The organism is Gemmatimonas sp. (assembly GCF_046594945.1).
In the GTDB taxonomy this organism is placed as follows: Bacteria; Gemmatimonadota; Gemmatimonadetes; order Gemmatimonadales; family Gemmatimonadaceae; genus Gemmatimonas.
The window spans coordinates 40,806-57,222 of the sequence record NZ_JBKJRB010000142.1 but is presented as its reverse complement, the minus strand read 5'-3'; the positions used below and the strand labels follow the sequence as shown (position 1 = coordinate 57,222).

The following is a 16,417-nucleotide window of genomic DNA, read 5'->3' as shown; positions in this document are numbered from 1 at the left end:
CCGCCCACCGCCCACCGCCGAGAGCCGAGAGCCCACAGCCCCAAGCCCCGAGAGCCCACAGCCAAAAGCCCCAAGCACTCCCTACTCCCCATCCCTCCCCCAGCCTACAATTCCACGGGTCACGCCCCCACCCTAAAAGACCCGGCCAATGCCCCGCTCGTTCGTCCGCCCCCTGCTCATCGCGCTGATTGCCGCCCTTCCAGCCGTCTCGCCTGCCGCCGCGCAGGACGCCGCCGCCACCCGGCCCGTTCGCCGCGGCCCGGTGATCACCGATACCGCGCGCGCCCGCGCCCTCTTCGTCAGCAAAGACCCCGCCGACCTTGCCGGCTGCGGGGTCAATTGCGACCGCGACATCAAGTCGCGCATGGCCACCGATAGCGCCTACGAAGCGCGCGCGAAAGGGGTCGTCGAGTTCCGCAAGGTCACGTACAAGAGCCGCGTCGATGGCCTTGAGATTCCGGCGTATCTGTTCGCGCCGCTCACGAAGAATCCCGCCGGCCATCCGGCGCTGGTGTGGGTGCACGGTGGCGTGCACTCGAACTGGGGACTCTCCATGTGGCCGTTCGTGCGCGACGCCGTGCAGCGTGGCTACGTCGTCATCACGCCCAACTACCGCGGGAGCACCGGCTACGGCAACGACTTCCATCGCAAGATCGATTACGGTGGCAAAGAAGTGGACGACGTGTATGCGTCGGTCGACTATCTCAAGACACAGCCGTTCGTAGACATGGATCGCCTCGGCATGATGGGGTGGAGCCACGGTGGCTTCATCACCGCGCTCAACCTCGTGCGCGAGGCGCAGCCGTTCCGCGCCGGTGCGGCGATGGTGCCCGTCACCAATCTCATCTTCCGCTTGTCCGATCACGGCCCCGGCTACCAGCGCGACTACGCGGCCGAAGAAGGGATTCAGGGCTTGCCGTTCGAAAACGTGCCGGAGTACATCCGCCGCTCGCCCACGTTTCACTTCGACAAGCTGAATGTGCCGCTGCTCGCGCACGTCGCGACCAACGACTGCGACGTGTACTTCCGCGAGAACCAGCAGTTCATTTACACCCTGCGCGCGCTCAAGCCGGACTTGACCGAGACCAAGATTTACGTCAACCCGCCTCAAGGCGCGGGCGGTTGCGGACACACGTTCAATCGCCGCGTGAACGCCTCCAGCACCCAGCGTGACGACACGCCCGAGCAGATCGATTCGTGGAACCGGGTGTGGACCTTCTTCGAGTGGAACCTGCGTCCCACGAGCGTCATCCGCGGCGACGGGGAAGAGTGGAAGCGGGACCCACGCGTGGCGAGCCCGCGCGGACCGGTACCGCCGCAGTAAATGTTCGAGCGACTCGGATATGGCCCGCCAGATCTCACACGACCTCGCGGGCCATCTTCTCGAGCGCCCTTTTCTCCTGCTTCGCCACCACCACTTCGAGCGCCCCTAACGCCTCGTCCAACTGCGACCGCTCGCGCGCGCCCAGCACGCCAAGCCACGCTCGAGCGGAATAATGCCGGCTTCCGTAAACTTCCCGGTACGAGTCTCAGGGACGGTGCCGGCCGAGTGGTATACACGCCCCCGCAGTGGCCGGCAGAGATCGTATCGCTGACGACTGAGAATGGAGCGGTTCATCAACGAGGACCCCGTTTTCGATGTCGATCCGCTGATCTAGATGGCAATCGTGCACCATCAGTTCGAAAGCATTCATCCAGTCTACGATGGCAATGGACGAACGGGCCGCATCGTGAACGTGCTCTATCTCATCCACAAAGGCCTGCTGGATATTCCCGTGCTCTACCTGAGCAGCTATCTCGTTGATCGAAAGCCTGACTCCGATCGGCTGCTGCAGGCTGTGCGAATGCAGGCCGATGCACCAGCCGTGTGGGCGGAAGAGTGGGTGTTGCTCATGATGACCGCAGTAGAGACAACGTCCGCGCAAACCATCCACACCATCCGTGACATCAACCACGCGCTACAGGACTACAAGCACCGCATACGCGCGCAGTTCAAGTTGTACAGTCAGGACCTGATCAATAATCTGTTCATGCATCCGTACACGAAGATCGAATTCGTCCAAAATGATCTGAGTGTCTCGCGCCTTGCCGCCACGAAGTACCTCGATGCACTCACCGATGCTCAGCTTGTCGAAAAGCTGAACGTTGGTCGCACGAACTACTATATCAACGTGGCGCTGAATGCGATCCTGACCCGGACCAACGCCGGAACCACCCCTGCTGATCCTCGGCGATGAATCGTAACGATCCCTGCTCGTGTGGCAGCGGCCGGAAGTTCAAGAAGTGTCACGGCGCGCCCGGTGCGCCCGTCGCCGCGGACGACGTCGTCTCGATCGCCCGTCGCTCCGAAATTGCCCGCGCGTCGGCGGCCAAGCAGGTGGACGAGGCGCTGATGGACGAGTTGCGTGCCTACGCGCTGAAGAAGTACGGCCGCAGCTGGTTCACGCAGGCGGCCGCCGACTTTTCGATGGACGACCAGCCAGCACTCGACGAACACGAAGGGATGATCTTCTTCGTCTGGCTGATGTACCATAGGGCAGCGACAGACACTGACGTGATGCCGCTGGCCTGGAACTGGCGCGCATCACGCCGCGCGGGCCGCGAGCCCGCCAAGGAGCGCCTGCTGCAGGCTCATCTCGATGCGCCGATCGGCGTGTGGGAAGTGCAATCCGTCGAGCGCGGCGTGGGCGCGCACCTGAAAGATCTACTGTCGGGAGACGAACGGTTCGTCTACGATCGCTCATCATCCATGTCGCTCACTCCATGGCTTGGCCTGCTCGGCTACATCGTGGATGTGGACGGCGTGAGCTTCTGGGGTGCGCTGCACTCGCACGCGCTGCCGCCGTCGGATCTGGCGGTTGTCGTGAAGGATGTCCGTAAACTGGCACGCGTTCGCACGAGGCCAGTCCCAGCCAGCTTTCGCACCGATCCGCACTGGCAGCTCGAGGTGCTCGATCAGTGGCGCCTGGCCCTCGACGACATGGCGCACACCAATGCAAACCGCACGCTGCACAATCACGACGGTGACGAGATCAGCATCCAGTCGGATCGCTTCGATCTGATCGGCGCGCGCGCGGTGGCGCTGCAACAGCTGACCAGCATGCCCGGCGCGTTGCCATCAGAACGCGAGGGTGGGCGCGACATCGTCGCCGTCCAACGCGCACCCGCTGCGAGCGCGACCAACATGGAGTCGGTGATTGTGGGTACGATCTCGGTCACCGAGAGGGTCCTCACGATCGAGACCAACTCCGTGCGACGCGCCGATGAGCTCAAGGCGGCCGTCGAGCGCGCATGCGGTAAGAGTGTGCGCTATCGCCTGCGCAGCGCCGAGAGCATGGACGCCTTGCGTGAGCGGGCGGCCGCGTCACCCCCAATCGCGAGCGGCATGTTCACCAGCGAATCGGATATGCCGCCAGAGGTACGCGAAGCCATCCGTGCGATGATGGCCAAATTCAACGCCGCGTGGCCCGACGAGAACATTCCCGCCCTTGGTGGCGCCACACCACGTCACGCCGCGCAGGATCCGACGCTGCGACCACGCTTGATCGCGCTGCTGAAGGACATGGAGTCGCGGGGCCCAATGCCGGGAATGGGCGCCGGCATGGGAATGGATATCGCGGCGATCCGGCGCCAACTGGGGCTGTAGAGCATCCCTGCTCCCGACTCTTTACTCCTTACTCCGGTTTAATACCGAGGCTTGGTCTTCCGCGGTACCTTCCCACAATTCGTCGGCCAGTTCGCCGGCCACGTACCCGGCGACCGATCGCGCGCGATGAACTCCGGATCTTCACTCGCCAGATACACCAGCAACGCCGCCAACGTCGCGTTGTGCTTCACATCGTCGAACACGATTTTGTCGTACGTGTCACGGTTGGTGTGCCAGGTGTACGTGCCGTAGTTCCATCCCACCGCACCCATACCGAAACTCGGTGTACCGAAGCAGGCAAACACGGCGCCGTCGGTGCCGCCCGGATTACCCGTGGGCACGTCATTGAAGCTCCACGACACCACGTTCGCGCTCCTGCTGTCGGTGAAGAAGCTCGGCAGTTTCGTGTACCACTGCTTCAAATGACGGCCGATATCAGTGAGACCAGACGATGACAGTGACTGCACACGCCCCGTGCCGTTGTCCTGATTGAAGAGCCCCTGCAACCCCTTCATCACTTCGGGATGATCTTCCGTGAACGCGGTGGACCCGTTCAGGCCCTGCTCTTCACTGGCCCAGTGCCCCACCATGATCGTACGCTTGGGATTCGGATACGCCTTCTTTAAAATGCGCATCGCTTCCATCGCCATCAGCGTGCCCGTGCCGTTATCGGTGGCACCACTGGAGCCGTCCCACGAATCGAAGTGCGCCGACAGCAGCACGTATTCATCGGGCTTCTCGCTGCCCTTGATCATCGCAATCGTGTTGAACGTCGGCTGTTCGCCAAGCAGCGCCGCATCGAGGTCCAGCGTGACCATCGGTTTCTGATTGTTCTCGGCCAAGCGATACACCAGCGAATAGTCCTCGCAGGTGAGACCGACCGCCGGTGCGATCGTGTTGTACGTCTCGAACACTTCGATCACGCCCCACCCGCCAGCGCCGCCCGCACCACCGCCGCCGAATCCACCGCGTCCGAATCCACCGCGTCCGAATCCACCGCGTCCGGCGGCGGCCGCCGCCAGGCTCGAGGCCGGTCCACCACCACGATCACTCGCCCCAACACTCGGGCGCGCGCCACCACCACCGGGTGCACCGGCGCCACCGCGACCACCACCGCCGCCCGCATTCTGCGCCGCGAACGGATTCGCGAAACCCGACAGCTTGTTGCGTGACGTGATCATGCCCACCACGCCCGCCTTCTCGAGTCGCATGCCGAGCGTGCCGGTACCGAGCACGACGTCCGACCCCCGAATGTCGTGCTGCCGGTGTCGCCTTCACCGACCCTATTGCACCCGCTTCGCCGGTCGCGTCTCCACCGTGCTGGCACGCCACACCGGCCACGCCCGCAGCAACGCCGAGCCATCCGCCGCACGGGCGCTCGCGGCTCGTCGCGCCACGGCATCCTCCGACACGCTACCAGCTCGCACCACACCACGCGCCGTTTCATAGGCCGTCATCACCAGCGCTCCTACCGCGACGGGCGTATCGGCACCCTCGGCACCCTCGGCACCCTCGACACCCGCAACACCAGACGTTCTCGCCACGATCGCATTGCTCGGGCACAACGTGTACAACGGCGCCACAAACCCCGTCATGCCGGTCACGCGGAACGGCGCGACCTTCGGGCTCCCGTTGAACTCCCCGAAGGCGAAGCCAAACTGCCGCGACGCAGCGATCTGTGCGACGAAGGCCTTCGCATTGGCGTTCGTCCCTCGATACCAAAGAGAGCGGTAGTCGGGCGACAATTCGTCCCACGTAGCACCGATCGGCGTGGCCCCGTCAAACGAGTACGCGACCGCGCCGTTCTGCGTCACGATGTGCGGCAGGCGAACCCACAGGAAGAAGTATCCCGCACTTCCGCACGATACGATCAGCTCCGGCCGGTCGCTCGTCCCGAAGCGGTTGGTCACGGGTACATCCGCCGAGAGGACCGCGAAGGATGAACCACTCGCCGAGTACGTCTCCCAGTCGTACGCGGTATAGCTCGCCGTCCACAGCGAACCGTCAATGAGCACCTGCATCGTGAACGGGCCCGCCTGAAGCGGGGTCATCACACCACTCGCGTTCACCACGGCACGACCGGCTTCGGCGATCGCCCAGATGAGTGGCCGCGTGACGACGGTGCCATCGGCCAGTCTCGCAGTAACCGTGTATGCGTAGCTGTCGCCCACCTTCACGCGGGTGGCGCCGTTGAACACGACCGTCGCGATGTTGTATCGCACCGTTACCACCGCACTGCCGGTGCGCCCTTCGCTTGTGGCGGAGATCGTCGCGGTGCCCGGGGAAATCGCTAGCACGTTGCCCGCGGCCGATACCTGGGCCACGCTCACCTCGCTGCTGCTCCAGCTCACGGCGCGATTGGTGAGCGTCGCGCCCGCCGCGTCGCGCAACAGCGCCGTGAAGCCCGACGCCGATCCCGGCGTGAGCGTGGTCACTCCTGTCACGCTCACCGACGCCACCGGAATCGGGATCACGGTGATCGTCGCCGCGCCTGTCTTGCCCTCACTCGTAGCCGAGATCGTGGCCGTTCCCACCGCCACACTTGTGATCAGGCCATTCGCATCTACCGAGGCCACCGCCGGCACCGACGAACTCCACGACACCGCGCGTCCAGTCAGCACCGCGCCGGTCAACGTGCGCAACTCGGCCGCAGCACCGGCACTCTGACCCAGCTGAATCGTGCTCGGGGAAATCGTCACCGAGACCGTGGACAATACCGGTGCGGGCGGCGCGACCGGTCCATCCGTTCCCCCGCCGCCGCACGCAGTCATCACTGCCATCATCAGCACTGCATACGCAACACGTTGCATCAGACCCTCCGTTAATTGTCATCACGGCACCGTCATTGGCCGTGGAGATAAGGTCGGAGAGGGGTCTGACAGCCTTCGCGGGCGGCGGGGATAAGGCATTGGCGTGACGATCGGCTGACGCCCGTGGCGTACGCTGTTTCTCACGATGCGCCCTCGACGTGCGCTTCCGCCTGGGTAGCGCCAAGTACTCTCCATCGACCACGGTACCGGAGTCAAGCACTTCACTGCTTGTCGGACTGGGACTCGCGGGCGCAATCGTGGTGCGCTCGAAGCGCCGGGCGCGTGCGTACGCTTCCCTACCGGTGGGCGACGCTGACGCCGAACGCAGCGTGCAAGTACGTCGTGATATCGTCGGCACCCGTGCAGTAGTGCTGGCCGGTGATCGAACTGACCTGCAGCAGGTGAGCGTCGGTCGGGTCGTGCACGACGAGCGTAGGGCAGTTCTGGTGCGGCTCGCCGAGCAGTTCGATGAGCTGCGCGCGCGGCCGCGGGAAGTCGACGTAGACCACGGTGAGCTGCGTGCGAAGCTCGGGGAAGTAGCTCAGCAGCCCTTCGATGCGCGCGCAGTCGGTGCAGTGGTAGGTACCGGGGCCAAATGCGGGGTCGTCGAAGCCGGCGGGAAGGAGGAACAGCTGGTGGTTTGGCATGGTCGCTGAGCGGGTTCGGAGCGAGTTCCTTAAGTCGGTGCGCGGCTGCGACATTGTCGGGTCACGCGACTCTTCGCGCCCTTCGCGAACGTCGCGCGAATTTTTAGCGGTTACGGTTTCTGCCCTGCCAGCGGTAGCCAGCGGAGCCAGGTCAGCACACGTTACTACCCGGAACGCCGGCGGGCACGTTCTCCCCCGTCGACGTGTTCGCTCTCCCGACGTCGCTCCCGCCTGTTCCCGCCTGTCATCCCGCCCCATGCGCACGACACCATCATGATCAATCGTCGCGATTTCATTGGCCTCTCCGCTGGTGCCGGTGCCACGCTCGGCCTCTCGCCCCGCCTCCTCGCCGCGCTCAACAGCGTGTCGCTCCCGCAGGGACCGCTGCTCCAGCGCGCGATCCCGAGCAGCGGGGAGATGATTCCCGTGATCGGACTGGGCAGTTCCGCCACATTCGCGACCGTGGCCCGAGCCGACGATGCGAGCGCGCTCGAGGCCGTCTTTCAGACGATGGCCGATCGCGGGGCACGCGTGTTCGACACGGCGCCGAGTTATGGCGCGTCGGAACAGGTGGCCGGTAACATCGTGAACGCGCTCGGCATGGCCAAGAAGATGTTCTGGGCCACCAAGATGAACGTGGTCGGTCGTGGCGGGGGGTCGGCCGATCCGACGGCCGCGCGTGCGCAGATCGAAAAGTCGTTCGCGATCTTCAAGCAGCCCACGATCGATCTCATGCAGGTGCACAACATGGGAGACCCCGCCACGCAGCTTCCTATCGTGCGCGAATTCAAGAAAGCCGGACGCGTGCGTTACGTGGGCATCACCACCACGTTTCCCAATCAGTATGCGCAGCTCATCGACGTGATGCGCAACGAGCCGCTCGACTTCATCGGCGTGGACTACGCCGCCGACAATCGCGACGTGGAAGACGTGATCCTGCCGCTCGCCATCGAGAAGAGGATCGCCGTGCTCGCGTACGCGCCGTTCGGTCGCACCAGCCTGTTCCGTCGCGTTGCCGGCGAAGAGTTGCCCGCCTTCGCCAAGGAGTTCGACGCCAGCACGTGGGCGCAGTTCTTCCTCAAGTTCACGCTCACGCATCCGGCGATCACCGCCGTCACGCCGGCCACGAGCCAGGCGAAAAACATGCTCGACAACATCGGTGGTGGCATCGGCCGCCTGCCCACGGCCGCGCATCGCCGGCAAATCATCGCGTTCGTGGACGCGCTTCCTCCATTGCCGGGACGCTGAGGTGATGTCAATATCGGACCTCCGATCGGCCGTCCTGGTTGCGGCCACCCTGTTCGTGTCGGTGACTGCCGCCCATCGCCGCGACGTGGTCGACCCGGGAAGCGATTTTCTGGCCGCGCTCCGAACGCATTGCGGCAAAGCCTTCGCCGGTCGGATGATCGATCCGCAACCCGCCGACAGCGCGATGGGAGGACGACTGCTCGTGATGCACGTGCGCGGCTGCGGCGATACGCTACGCGTGCCGTTTCATGTTGGCGGCAATCGATCGCGGACGTGGGTCTTCACCAAGACGGCCACCGGGGCACGTCTCAAGCACGATCATCGCCACGAAGACGGCAGCGAGGATCGCGTCACGCAGTACGGCGGCGACGCACTCGCCGGTGGCACCGCCCAGTCGATGGCCTTTGCCGCCGACAGCTTCACGGCAGCGTTGCTCCCAGCCTCCCGCACCAACGTGTGGACGGTACAGGTGACACCCACGCAGTTCGTGTATCAGCTCACCCGGACGGGGAGCGATCGCCGGTTCCGGGTGGAGTTCGACCTCACCAAACCGGTCTCGGTACCACCTGCACCGTGGGGAAGCAAATAGCAATTTGCGACGCGGTCGTGCACTGGTGACTCGTGACTGGCTTTATACTGTCGCAAAAACACACAGCTCTTCTCCGTCCGTCTGCAGTCGCACGATCCCGTCCGGTGTCATCCCCAGCTTCTGCAGCACCCGAATCGAGCCCGCATTCCCCGGCGACACGATCGCCAGGATCCGGTTCAGCCCCAGCGACTCGCGCGCATAGGCCAAAGTGGCCGACGCCGCCTCGACGGCAAAACCGCGCGCCCGATGCGCCGGCAGGAACGCGAAGCCCAGGTCTACATCGGGCAGCGACTCGCGTCGCAGCAAGCCGCACATGCCGATCGGAACGCCCGCGTCGCGCAGGACCACGCGATAGAGCCCGAATCCATGCGCGGTATACGACGCCATCGGACCGTGCTTCAAGTAGCCCCGCGCGTCGTCAACCGTGCGCACACCGCGATCGCCGATATAGCGCAGCCAGTCGGGATCGGTGAGCAGTTCGATGATGAACGCCGCGTCGTCGAGCGTGAACCGATCGAGGGTGAGTCGCTCGGTGGTTATGACGGGCGTTGCCGGTCCGCTCGTCACAGGCGGCGCACGATGGAGACGACCGAGGACATGTAGCGATTCTGCTCAGTACTGCCATCGGCCGCAAGTCACCCAGACATGGTCGGCAGCGACCTGCCGGTGGGTGCGTGACATCATGACTCGAGAGACTTCTGGCCGCCTCAGATTTCGGCTGGTAGCTTTTCCCGCGCTTTCGGAAACAGCGTCGGTCGACCACTCACTGCCACTACACGTCCCATGCGCGTTACGCTGTCGTTGTTGGCCTCCTTTCTCCTGCTGAACGGATGTCCGACGGCCGTCGTCCGCAGCGGACCGGTCGCCGCCGAGGGCACCGCCTTCGCCATTCGCGGCGTCACCGTGGTGGACGTCGAACGCGGCATACTCCTCCCTCACCGCACCGTGCTCGTGCGCGGCACACGCATCGTGGCGGTGGATTCCGGCGCGCCCCAGCTGCTCGCCGGAGTGACCGTGGTGAACGGCGCCGAGAAATACCTGATCCCCGGGCTGTGGGACATGCACGGACACGTCCTGAACCGCTGGAGCTGGAGGGCGCCGCTCGTTGTCGCCAATGGCGTGACGGGCGTCCGCGATATGGCGACGTGGACGCCGCTCGCCGAGGTGCGACAGCTTCGTGCCAACGTGCAGGCCGGGCGCGAGATCGGCCCGCGTTTCGTGTCCGAAGGGCCGCTCCTCGACGGAGAGCCGGCGCTGTTCAAGGAATACCTCGCTGTTGGCACCGTGGATCGTGCGCGTCAGGTGGTGGATTCGTTGCACGCGGCCGGTGCGCAGTTCATCAAGATCTACACCCACCTGCCGCGCGTTCTGCTGGACGCGATCATCGAACGGGCACAGTACCACGGTCTTCCGTTCGTCGGTCATGTGCCGCTGGCCCTCACCACGGGCGAGGCATCGGATCTAGGCATGCGGGGCGTGGAGCACGCGTATCGTCACCGTATGGCCCGCGCCACCGCTGAGACCGAGATCCGCCGGTTACTGGTGGGCGAGCTCGAGACGCAACAACGGGGCGATCCGGTGGCCCGCGAGCGACTCGCCGACAGCGCATTCCTGATGGGGATCGAGACGTACGACCGCAACATGTGCGTGGCCCTCGGCGCCCGCTTCGCGCGCAATGGCACCTGGTTCGTCCCCACGCTGGTAGAAATGCGCTCGCGCTTCCTCCCGGAACCTCGTACACGGGAAGCGTTCGATTCGCTGTTCACTCAGCCAAAGCTCCTCGACATGCCGAGGAGCCTTGTGGCGAATTGGCGAGACCAAGAGATGTACCAGCGAGGGCTTCAGGACCACGCCGCGTCCACGCGCGAGCAGTATGAAACCGCCGCACGCAACCGCGCTCGCGAAATCGAGACGCGACTGCGCATGACGGCCGACCTGCACCGTGGCGGCGCTGGCATTCTCGCCGGCACTGACGCGGCCATCACCTTTCCGCTCGTGATGCTTGGCAGCAGTGTGCACGAGGAGCTGGTGCTCCTGGTGGAGGCCGGGCTCACGCCATTGTAAGCGCTACAGGCGGCCACACTCAATCCGGCGCGCTTCTTCAACGCCACCGACTCGCTTGGCACGGTTGCCCTTGGCAAGGTTGCCGATCTCGTGCTACTCGATGCAAATCCGCTCGCCGACATTCGGAGCACGACGCGAATACACGGCGTCGCGCTCAATGGCCGCTGGCTCGACCGTGCGGCGCTCGACGCGCAGCTGGAGCGGGCGCGGCGCGCCGCCAACCCGCCACCGTAACGACGATCGCGTCTGCGCGATCGTCGTTACGGTGGCGATTATCCTGACGTTTCAGACGCATCGCATCACCTTCGCCGAATCAGTCCGCGCTTGGACTACTCGGCACGAGCTGAACACACACCACGCCCGTCTCCCTCCCCGGCGCGATCGCCTCGCCCGGCACCGTCTCCGTAATCCCCGCCAGCAGCACGCGTTCGCGCACGCTCTTGGCGGTGGTGCCCACGGAATCGGCCGAGAATCGAAAGTGGAGATCACGAGATCCACGATTACGCCACACGATCTCGTGACTTAGGAACTGCATGTTCCACACAAGGGCGAACTGAAGTTCCGGTTGCGCGCTTACATCGTGCCACGCCGAGGCGCCACGATCGATGGCGCCACGATCGCGCTCCAACAGCACCGATGGGCATCCCACCAGTGCCATCGGGACATCGGCGTCAGCACCGGTGCGATGCGAGGAGAGGCTCGCACGACCAATAACGGCGGCGACCAGCACGATGCCGGCGACGACCGCGAGGTGACTTTGAGACATCTGTCGCTCCACGTACGGATGTACATAGTCTGACGGAGTCGCCGCCCTCGCGAAATAGGTATATCATCCCATAGAGCCGAGGCGTAACGGCCGCACGATTCAACAGGCAGCGCGCCGCGCACGCTGGTCACCCTATGGGGGGGGTACGTGAATGACCGACGAGGCCGGCAAACCAGAAGCGGTTCGATACATCACAGCCAACGATTTGCGCCGCGCCGCCGAGTGGGCGGACGGCGTCCGTGGAGGGGAGTATCGACTCAGTATGAATGCTCCACTGCCTGGAGGAGGCACGGGATTCGGCCTCGAGAAGATCGGTACGAATCCCACTTCGGCCGATGAGATCATTATCAGTACGCCGGTTCGCGTGTCCACCAAACAAACCCCGCCACCGTTCGCACTGGTCGATCCCAGCACCGGCAACGAGATCCTCGTCGATACCACGAAGTTCGATGCGATCTTCTGGGGGGAGGTCTCCGCCGAAAAGTTCTTGATTCCGTATTACGCGCGGTTCATGGACGACGCCGGCATGCAGGCCCTTCGTGAGGCGATCGCCGATCCGAACGTCGTCGCCATCGGTCATGAGTACCCGACGTTCGTCGATGTCGTGGCGCAAATCCCAGAGCTCTCGATTCTCGATCCGAACCAGGTCGAGCGGGCCAGCGGGAGCGCATTTATCCCACTCAGCGAGTGGGCGACGGGGGATCGGCGACCTCCTTCGCCACCGTCCTGAACAGCGGAGCGCTGGCCAATATCCGGCGCGTGGTTGGGCGCACGACGATCAGCGCACGCAACAGCTCAATGGCCTTCGCACGATCGCCCAGCATCAGATGCACGTACGCTTCGTCGAAGAGCAAGTCGACCTGTAACACCGGATCGCTGGCTACCAACGCCCGTGCGCGCGACAATCCTTCGCGTGCACGGTTCGCGTCACCGGCGCGTGCGGAGATCGCCGCAGCCACGGCGTGGCGATACGCCTTCGCGTACGCCATCGACGACGGGCGTGGCGACAAGGCCGCCATCGAGTCCATCGTCGCCACGATCTGCCACGCGACACGGTCGTCGCCGGACGTGCGCGGCAGTTCGCGCATCACCGTGAGTTCACACAGACGAAACTGGTCGTCGTCGGGAAAGCTCTCACGGCCGCGCGCGCACCAGCCCTTCGCATCCTGCGGCTTGCCCGACGTCAGCGCGCTGCCGAACAGCACGAGATACGCTTCCTGTCCATTGTCCAGAAACGCATCGTATTCCACGGCGCGGCGCGCCGACGCGACCGCCGTTGCCGATTGCCCTCGCAGCACCTGCACCTTCGACAGGGAGAGCCACGCGCCGGCCTGCGCGGGCTCGATAGCCAACGATCGTCGCAAGTCCTGATCGGCCCGGGCATACCGCATCGTATCGGCGGCACCACCGACCGCCGCCTGCCCGCCCGACGCGAGGAGCATGCCGCGAATCGTCAATGCCTGCGCATCGTCTGGCGCAATCGCTAGCGCCCGGTCGGCGAAGGTGACACCGCTGTCCGCCAGCTTCGCGCGCCGTGCATCGCTCGCCAGACTCGCTCTCCCCTTCATCACGCGCGCCCGTTCCACCCAGAGCGCCGCCCATCGCGGGTCCTGCGCCATCGCGCGCATCAACAACGAATCGGCCGACAACAGCAACTGCTCCGCCGACTCGCGATCGAGCACGTACCCGCTTCGAATCACGCCCTCGGCGTCGTCACGAGAGCGCGCCGCGGTCACGAGAAGTTTCCGTACGTACGGATCGCGCGTGGCTTCGTTGGCATCGCGCAGCACCACCTCACGACGCAGCCGTCGCTTGAGCGCATCGGCCACGAACCCCACAATGTCCGCCTCGAGACGTAGTGCGTCGACGGTGGGCCGATCGTACACGTTCGAGGCCACTTGATCGCGCGTGGCCGCATCGAGCATGCGGACCGTGACCCGCAACTGCTCGTCGCGCGATTCGAACGCCAGCTCCACCAACGTGCCGACGCGGCGCATCGCGATCAACGAATCGAGCGTGATGCGTCCCGACTCCATCGCACGAATTTCGCCGGTGTTGGCCACCGCGAAAGCGTTCACGCTGAGCTGATTGGTCACGCCATTGGCGATCGCTTCCTGCAGAAATCGGAGGGAGGTGTCTCGTGACGCCAGTGACTGCGAATAGATCGCTACGCGGCCCACGTCGCCCGTGTCCGGTCGTTCGGGAGCCCGCAATCGCCACGCCCCGATCACTGCCGCCACGACCGCAAGTGCCGCCGCAAGACGCCACGAGAACGCGCGACGCGGCTCACGAGACAGACTCGACGCACTCGGCACCACGGGCGCCGGCAACTCGGGACGATCGCTGGGTGGTGCCTCGACCTTCGTGTCGGGCCGAGCCTGCGCAACCCGTGCCTCCGGACGTGAAGCCACCGGCGGCGCGGCCACCGGGAGCGCAGTCCCCGGCAAAGCGACGGGCCGAGCGTCGGCTGTGCGGAGTTCGCGCTCCACATCCAGCACCAGCCGATCGGGCTCGATTCCCAGATCGGCCTCCAAGAACGCCCGGTGCACGGCGATCACCCGCAGCCCCTCAGCCCGATCGCCGACCCGACCGAGCGCGGCGGCCAACCGCGCCACCGACTGCGCGGAGCAGCCGTCGATCTCGACCGCCCGTCGCCATCCGTCGATTGCCTGCGACGCCAGCAGAACCGACTCGGCGCGCCCCGCCGCGTCCATATAGAGGCGCAGCAAGGTCGCCCGCACCCGCTCGCGCTGCGTGTCGGCCCACATCGAGAAGCCCGGGGCATTCTCCAGATACCAGCCGTCCAAAAACGCGCCGACCGGAATGCGCAGAAGTGCCGCGTCGTCCCGTCGGGCGTCGGCATCAAGGATGTGGTCGAGATCGCTCGGAACAAGAGCGGGGTCGAGCTCCACTTCGTCCCCAACTGAGCGGATCGCGTTATCGCCCAGTTCGCTGCGGAGCTGGTAGAGCGACTCGGAGAGCAACCGTCGGCCGGCTTCCGGAACAGCCTCTTCCCAAAGGAAATCGATAAGCCGCTCGCGCGTGAGGCGGCGTTTCGGCGTGCTCGACAGGAGCACGAGCAGCGCCAGCCGACGCCGGTGCGCCGCCTTTCCGGCTACCGGCTGCCCGTTCTGGACCAGACGCAGGCCGCCCAAGAGCTGCAACTCGTGAATCGATGCTCCCACGTTCGCCAGAAAAGAGCCCCAGAAGTCGTTTTCGACTCCCAGACGAGAGCAGTCCGAGAGAAGGTTGAGACGTTGGAATATGGTGGTCGTGTCACGCGAGCGCTTGTCCGGCTCGCCATCACTTTCGGACCCGTGATCGCCACCCAATGCGTGCCTCCGCCATCGCCCGCTTCCAAGCCCACACCAACGATTCTGCTCTCCTCGGGCTGACCGGCCGTTCAGTGTCGGCCGCTCCTCACGTGCAGAAGGTGTCGGCGTCCGACGACCAGGTCAGCCCGATGGTTGCCACGCTGTCTTCCGCCGGGGTCCCGTACGGCGTGTTCGACGCCGCCACCGGCGAGCTCTGGTGGGGCGACCACGCGCACGGTCTCCTGTCTCGCGGCGAGCAGCGGGCACTCGAGATGTATCTACCGACCGTGGCCCAACGGAGCGGGGCCGATCACGCGTGCGTGCTCGGCGGGCGTCTCGAGCCGGCGGGCGTGCCGCGCTTGCGGCTGGCGATCAGCGCGCACCCGGAGCTGCCAACGCGTACGGTCGTGGTGCTTTCTCCGCGTCCAGCCGCGTCGCACTTGCCCGCGCTGGATCGACTCAGCGGCCGGGAACGCGCGGTAGCCGACCTGATTGCCCACGGGAAAAGCAATAAGTGCATCGCGGTGCAGCTAAGCATCAGCGAGCACACCGTGCGGCGCCACACCGAGCACCTGTTCACCAAGCTCGGCGTGCGGACGCGCGCCGCCGTGGCCGCACTGGTGGTGGCCAACACCGTCTGACCGACCCCACGCGGTCGGCATTGATGTGAATCCTTCAAGTAAATCCTTCAAGTAAATCCTTCAAGTGAAGCCTTCGGCTGAAGACTGCTGGTAGTTCTGCGACTGATTATAGTGATTTCAATGAGTTCCTCTACCGCTTCGCGACCGCACTAGCCCTCGGTTTTCATGTCCACGAGCGGCGCCAGTAGATCGTCGTCATCGCGAGTCGGTGCGCCCCAGCTGTCGTGCACCACCATATACTCCAGCCACCAATATCCCGTGGCCGACAGTATCGTGAAGCGCCCACCGGGCGCGCTGCGCACCATGACCGACGGCTCGCCGGTACACTGCCCGCCATGCTCACGGGTATTGCGTGCAATGATCCGTTCAGCCTCGGCCTGGTGATCACCTTCGCGCGCCCATGCGAAGCGCGGCGAAGAGCTCCGGTTGATTCGCATTGGTGTCGACAGAGGTGGGGACTGAGCAACGTCAGCGAGCATAAGCGCAAGTATTGAGCGCCACGGCCGGTTCCCGGCGCGGCAACTCCCCAAACAGCCGGAACACAGAGATGGCGGAAAGGCATCGAACGGCACCGACAAGCCAAAGCGATGTTTGCTTATCGGTGCCGTTCGGTGCGGTTCCGTTCTCATCCGTGTTCCAGCCCTTGCTGTTGCTGTTGCTGTAACAACTCGCGTATTCTCCGCGACGACACC

At 64.9% G+C, this 16,417-nt stretch carries 14 protein-coding genes and 3 pseudogenes; 10 read left to right on the top strand and 7 right to left on the bottom strand.

What is annotated here, in order from left to right:
- Positions 1-148: 148 nt before the first annotated feature.
- The 3 genes and pseudogenes from ACLL97_RS17160 (at position 149) to ACLL97_RS17150 (ending at position 3,646) form a co-directional block, all read left to right on the top strand.
- On the top strand, positions 149-1,324 hold the full coding sequence (locus tag ACLL97_RS17160) for an alpha/beta hydrolase family protein (RefSeq protein WP_411281698.1): 1,176 nt from the start codon (positions 149-151) through the stop codon (positions 1,322-1,324).
- A 150-nt stretch (positions 1,325-1,474) separates the two neighbouring features.
- A pseudogene (locus ACLL97_RS17155) lies at positions 1,475-2,237 on the top strand (Fic family protein); the annotation flags it as partial.
- Positions 2,234-3,646: a YecA family protein gene (locus ACLL97_RS17150; RefSeq protein ID WP_411281697.1), complete on the top strand. Its 1,413-nt coding sequence runs from the start codon at positions 2,234-2,236 to the stop codon at positions 3,644-3,646. The pseudogene ACLL97_RS17155 and the gene ACLL97_RS17150, both read left to right, overlap by 4 nt.
- Positions 3,647-3,684: 38 nt before the next feature.
- On the opposite strand, the gene ACLL97_RS17145 is transcribed toward ACLL97_RS17150, so the two are convergent.
- Together ACLL97_RS17145 and ACLL97_RS17140 are read right to left on the bottom strand one after the other, a co-directional pair.
- A complete protein-coding gene (locus tag ACLL97_RS17145; RefSeq protein ID WP_411281696.1) occupies positions 3,685-4,881 on the bottom strand; it encodes a M20/M25/M40 family metallo-hydrolase in 1,197 nt (398 codons plus the stop codon).
- Positions 4,882-4,929: 48 nt separating this feature from the next.
- On the bottom strand, positions 4,930-6,456 hold the full coding sequence (locus ACLL97_RS17140; protein ID WP_411281695.1) for an Ig domain-containing protein: 1,527 nt from the start codon (positions 6,454-6,456) through the stop codon (positions 4,930-4,932).
- 158 nt (positions 6,457-6,614) lie between these two features.
- Between ACLL97_RS17140 and ACLL97_RS17135 the strand changes: the two are divergent.
- Positions 6,615-6,722, top strand: a pseudogene (locus ACLL97_RS17135) (PEP-CTERM sorting domain-containing protein); the annotation flags it as partial.
- A 30-nt stretch (positions 6,723-6,752) separates the two neighbouring features.
- Here ACLL97_RS17135 and ACLL97_RS17130 read toward each other — a convergent pair.
- Positions 6,753-7,103 carry a DUF3088 family protein gene (locus tag ACLL97_RS17130; protein ID WP_411281694.1) on the bottom strand — a complete coding sequence of 117 codons (351 nt, stop codon included), beginning with the start codon at positions 7,101-7,103 and terminating at the stop codon, positions 6,753-6,755.
- A gap of 273 nt (positions 7,104-7,376) precedes the next feature.
- Here ACLL97_RS17130 and ACLL97_RS17125 point away from each other — a divergent pair, with 273 nt between their 5' ends.
- A complete protein-coding gene (locus tag ACLL97_RS17125) occupies positions 7,377-8,351 on the top strand; it encodes an aldo/keto reductase (RefSeq protein WP_411281693.1) in 975 nt (324 codons plus the stop codon).
- Positions 8,352-8,355: 4 nt separating this feature from the next.
- Positions 8,356-8,940 (top strand): hypothetical protein, encoded by a 585-nt coding sequence (locus tag ACLL97_RS17120; protein WP_411281692.1) that lies wholly within the window; start codon positions 8,356-8,358, stop codon positions 8,938-8,940.
- Positions 8,941-8,982: 42 nt separating this feature from the next.
- On the opposite strand, the gene ACLL97_RS17115 is transcribed toward ACLL97_RS17120, so the two are convergent.
- A complete protein-coding gene (locus ACLL97_RS17115) occupies positions 8,983-9,507 on the bottom strand; it encodes a GNAT family N-acetyltransferase (RefSeq protein ID WP_411281691.1) in 525 nt (174 codons plus the stop codon).
- 216 nt (positions 9,508-9,723) lie between these two features.
- On the opposite strand from ACLL97_RS17115, the gene ACLL97_RS17110 reads away from it, so the two are divergent.
- Positions 9,724-11,004: an amidohydrolase family protein gene (locus tag ACLL97_RS17110; RefSeq protein WP_411281690.1), complete on the top strand. Its 1,281-nt coding sequence runs from the start codon at positions 9,724-9,726 to the stop codon at positions 11,002-11,004.
- A gap of 12 nt (positions 11,005-11,016) precedes the next feature.
- A pseudogene (locus ACLL97_RS17105) lies at positions 11,017-11,238 on the top strand (amidohydrolase family protein); the annotation flags it as partial.
- A gap of 79 nt (positions 11,239-11,317) precedes the next feature.
- On the opposite strand, the gene ACLL97_RS17100 reads toward ACLL97_RS17105, so the two are convergent.
- Positions 11,318-11,770 (bottom strand): hypothetical protein, encoded by a 453-nt coding sequence (locus ACLL97_RS17100; protein ID WP_411281689.1) that lies wholly within the window; start codon positions 11,768-11,770, stop codon positions 11,318-11,320.
- Between the two features lie 262 nt (positions 11,771-12,032).
- Between ACLL97_RS17100 and ACLL97_RS17095 the strand changes: the two genes are divergently transcribed.
- On the top strand, positions 12,033-12,500 hold the full coding sequence (locus tag ACLL97_RS17095) for a hypothetical protein (protein WP_411281688.1): 468 nt from the start codon (positions 12,033-12,035) through the stop codon (positions 12,498-12,500).
- Here the strand turns inward: ACLL97_RS17095 and ACLL97_RS17090 are convergent.
- Positions 12,451-14,925, bottom strand: coding sequence for a BTAD domain-containing putative transcriptional regulator (locus tag ACLL97_RS17090; RefSeq protein ID WP_411281687.1), 2,475 nt, complete (start codon positions 14,923-14,925; stop codon positions 12,451-12,453). The genes ACLL97_RS17095 and ACLL97_RS17090 overlap by 50 nt on opposite strands.
- 176 nt (positions 14,926-15,101) lie before the next feature.
- Between ACLL97_RS17090 and ACLL97_RS17085 the strand changes: the two genes are divergently transcribed.
- A complete protein-coding gene (locus tag ACLL97_RS17085) occupies positions 15,102-15,725 on the top strand; it encodes a helix-turn-helix transcriptional regulator (RefSeq protein ID WP_411281686.1) in 624 nt (207 codons plus the stop codon).
- Between the two features lie 149 nt (positions 15,726-15,874).
- Here ACLL97_RS17085 and ACLL97_RS17080 read toward each other — a convergent pair whose 3' ends face one another.
- The gene (locus tag ACLL97_RS17080) at positions 15,875-16,162 is read right to left on the bottom strand and encodes a hypothetical protein (RefSeq protein ID WP_411281685.1); all 288 of its coding nucleotides are present in this window, start codon (positions 16,160-16,162) and stop codon (positions 15,875-15,877) included.
- Positions 16,163-16,417 lie beyond the last annotated feature (255 nt).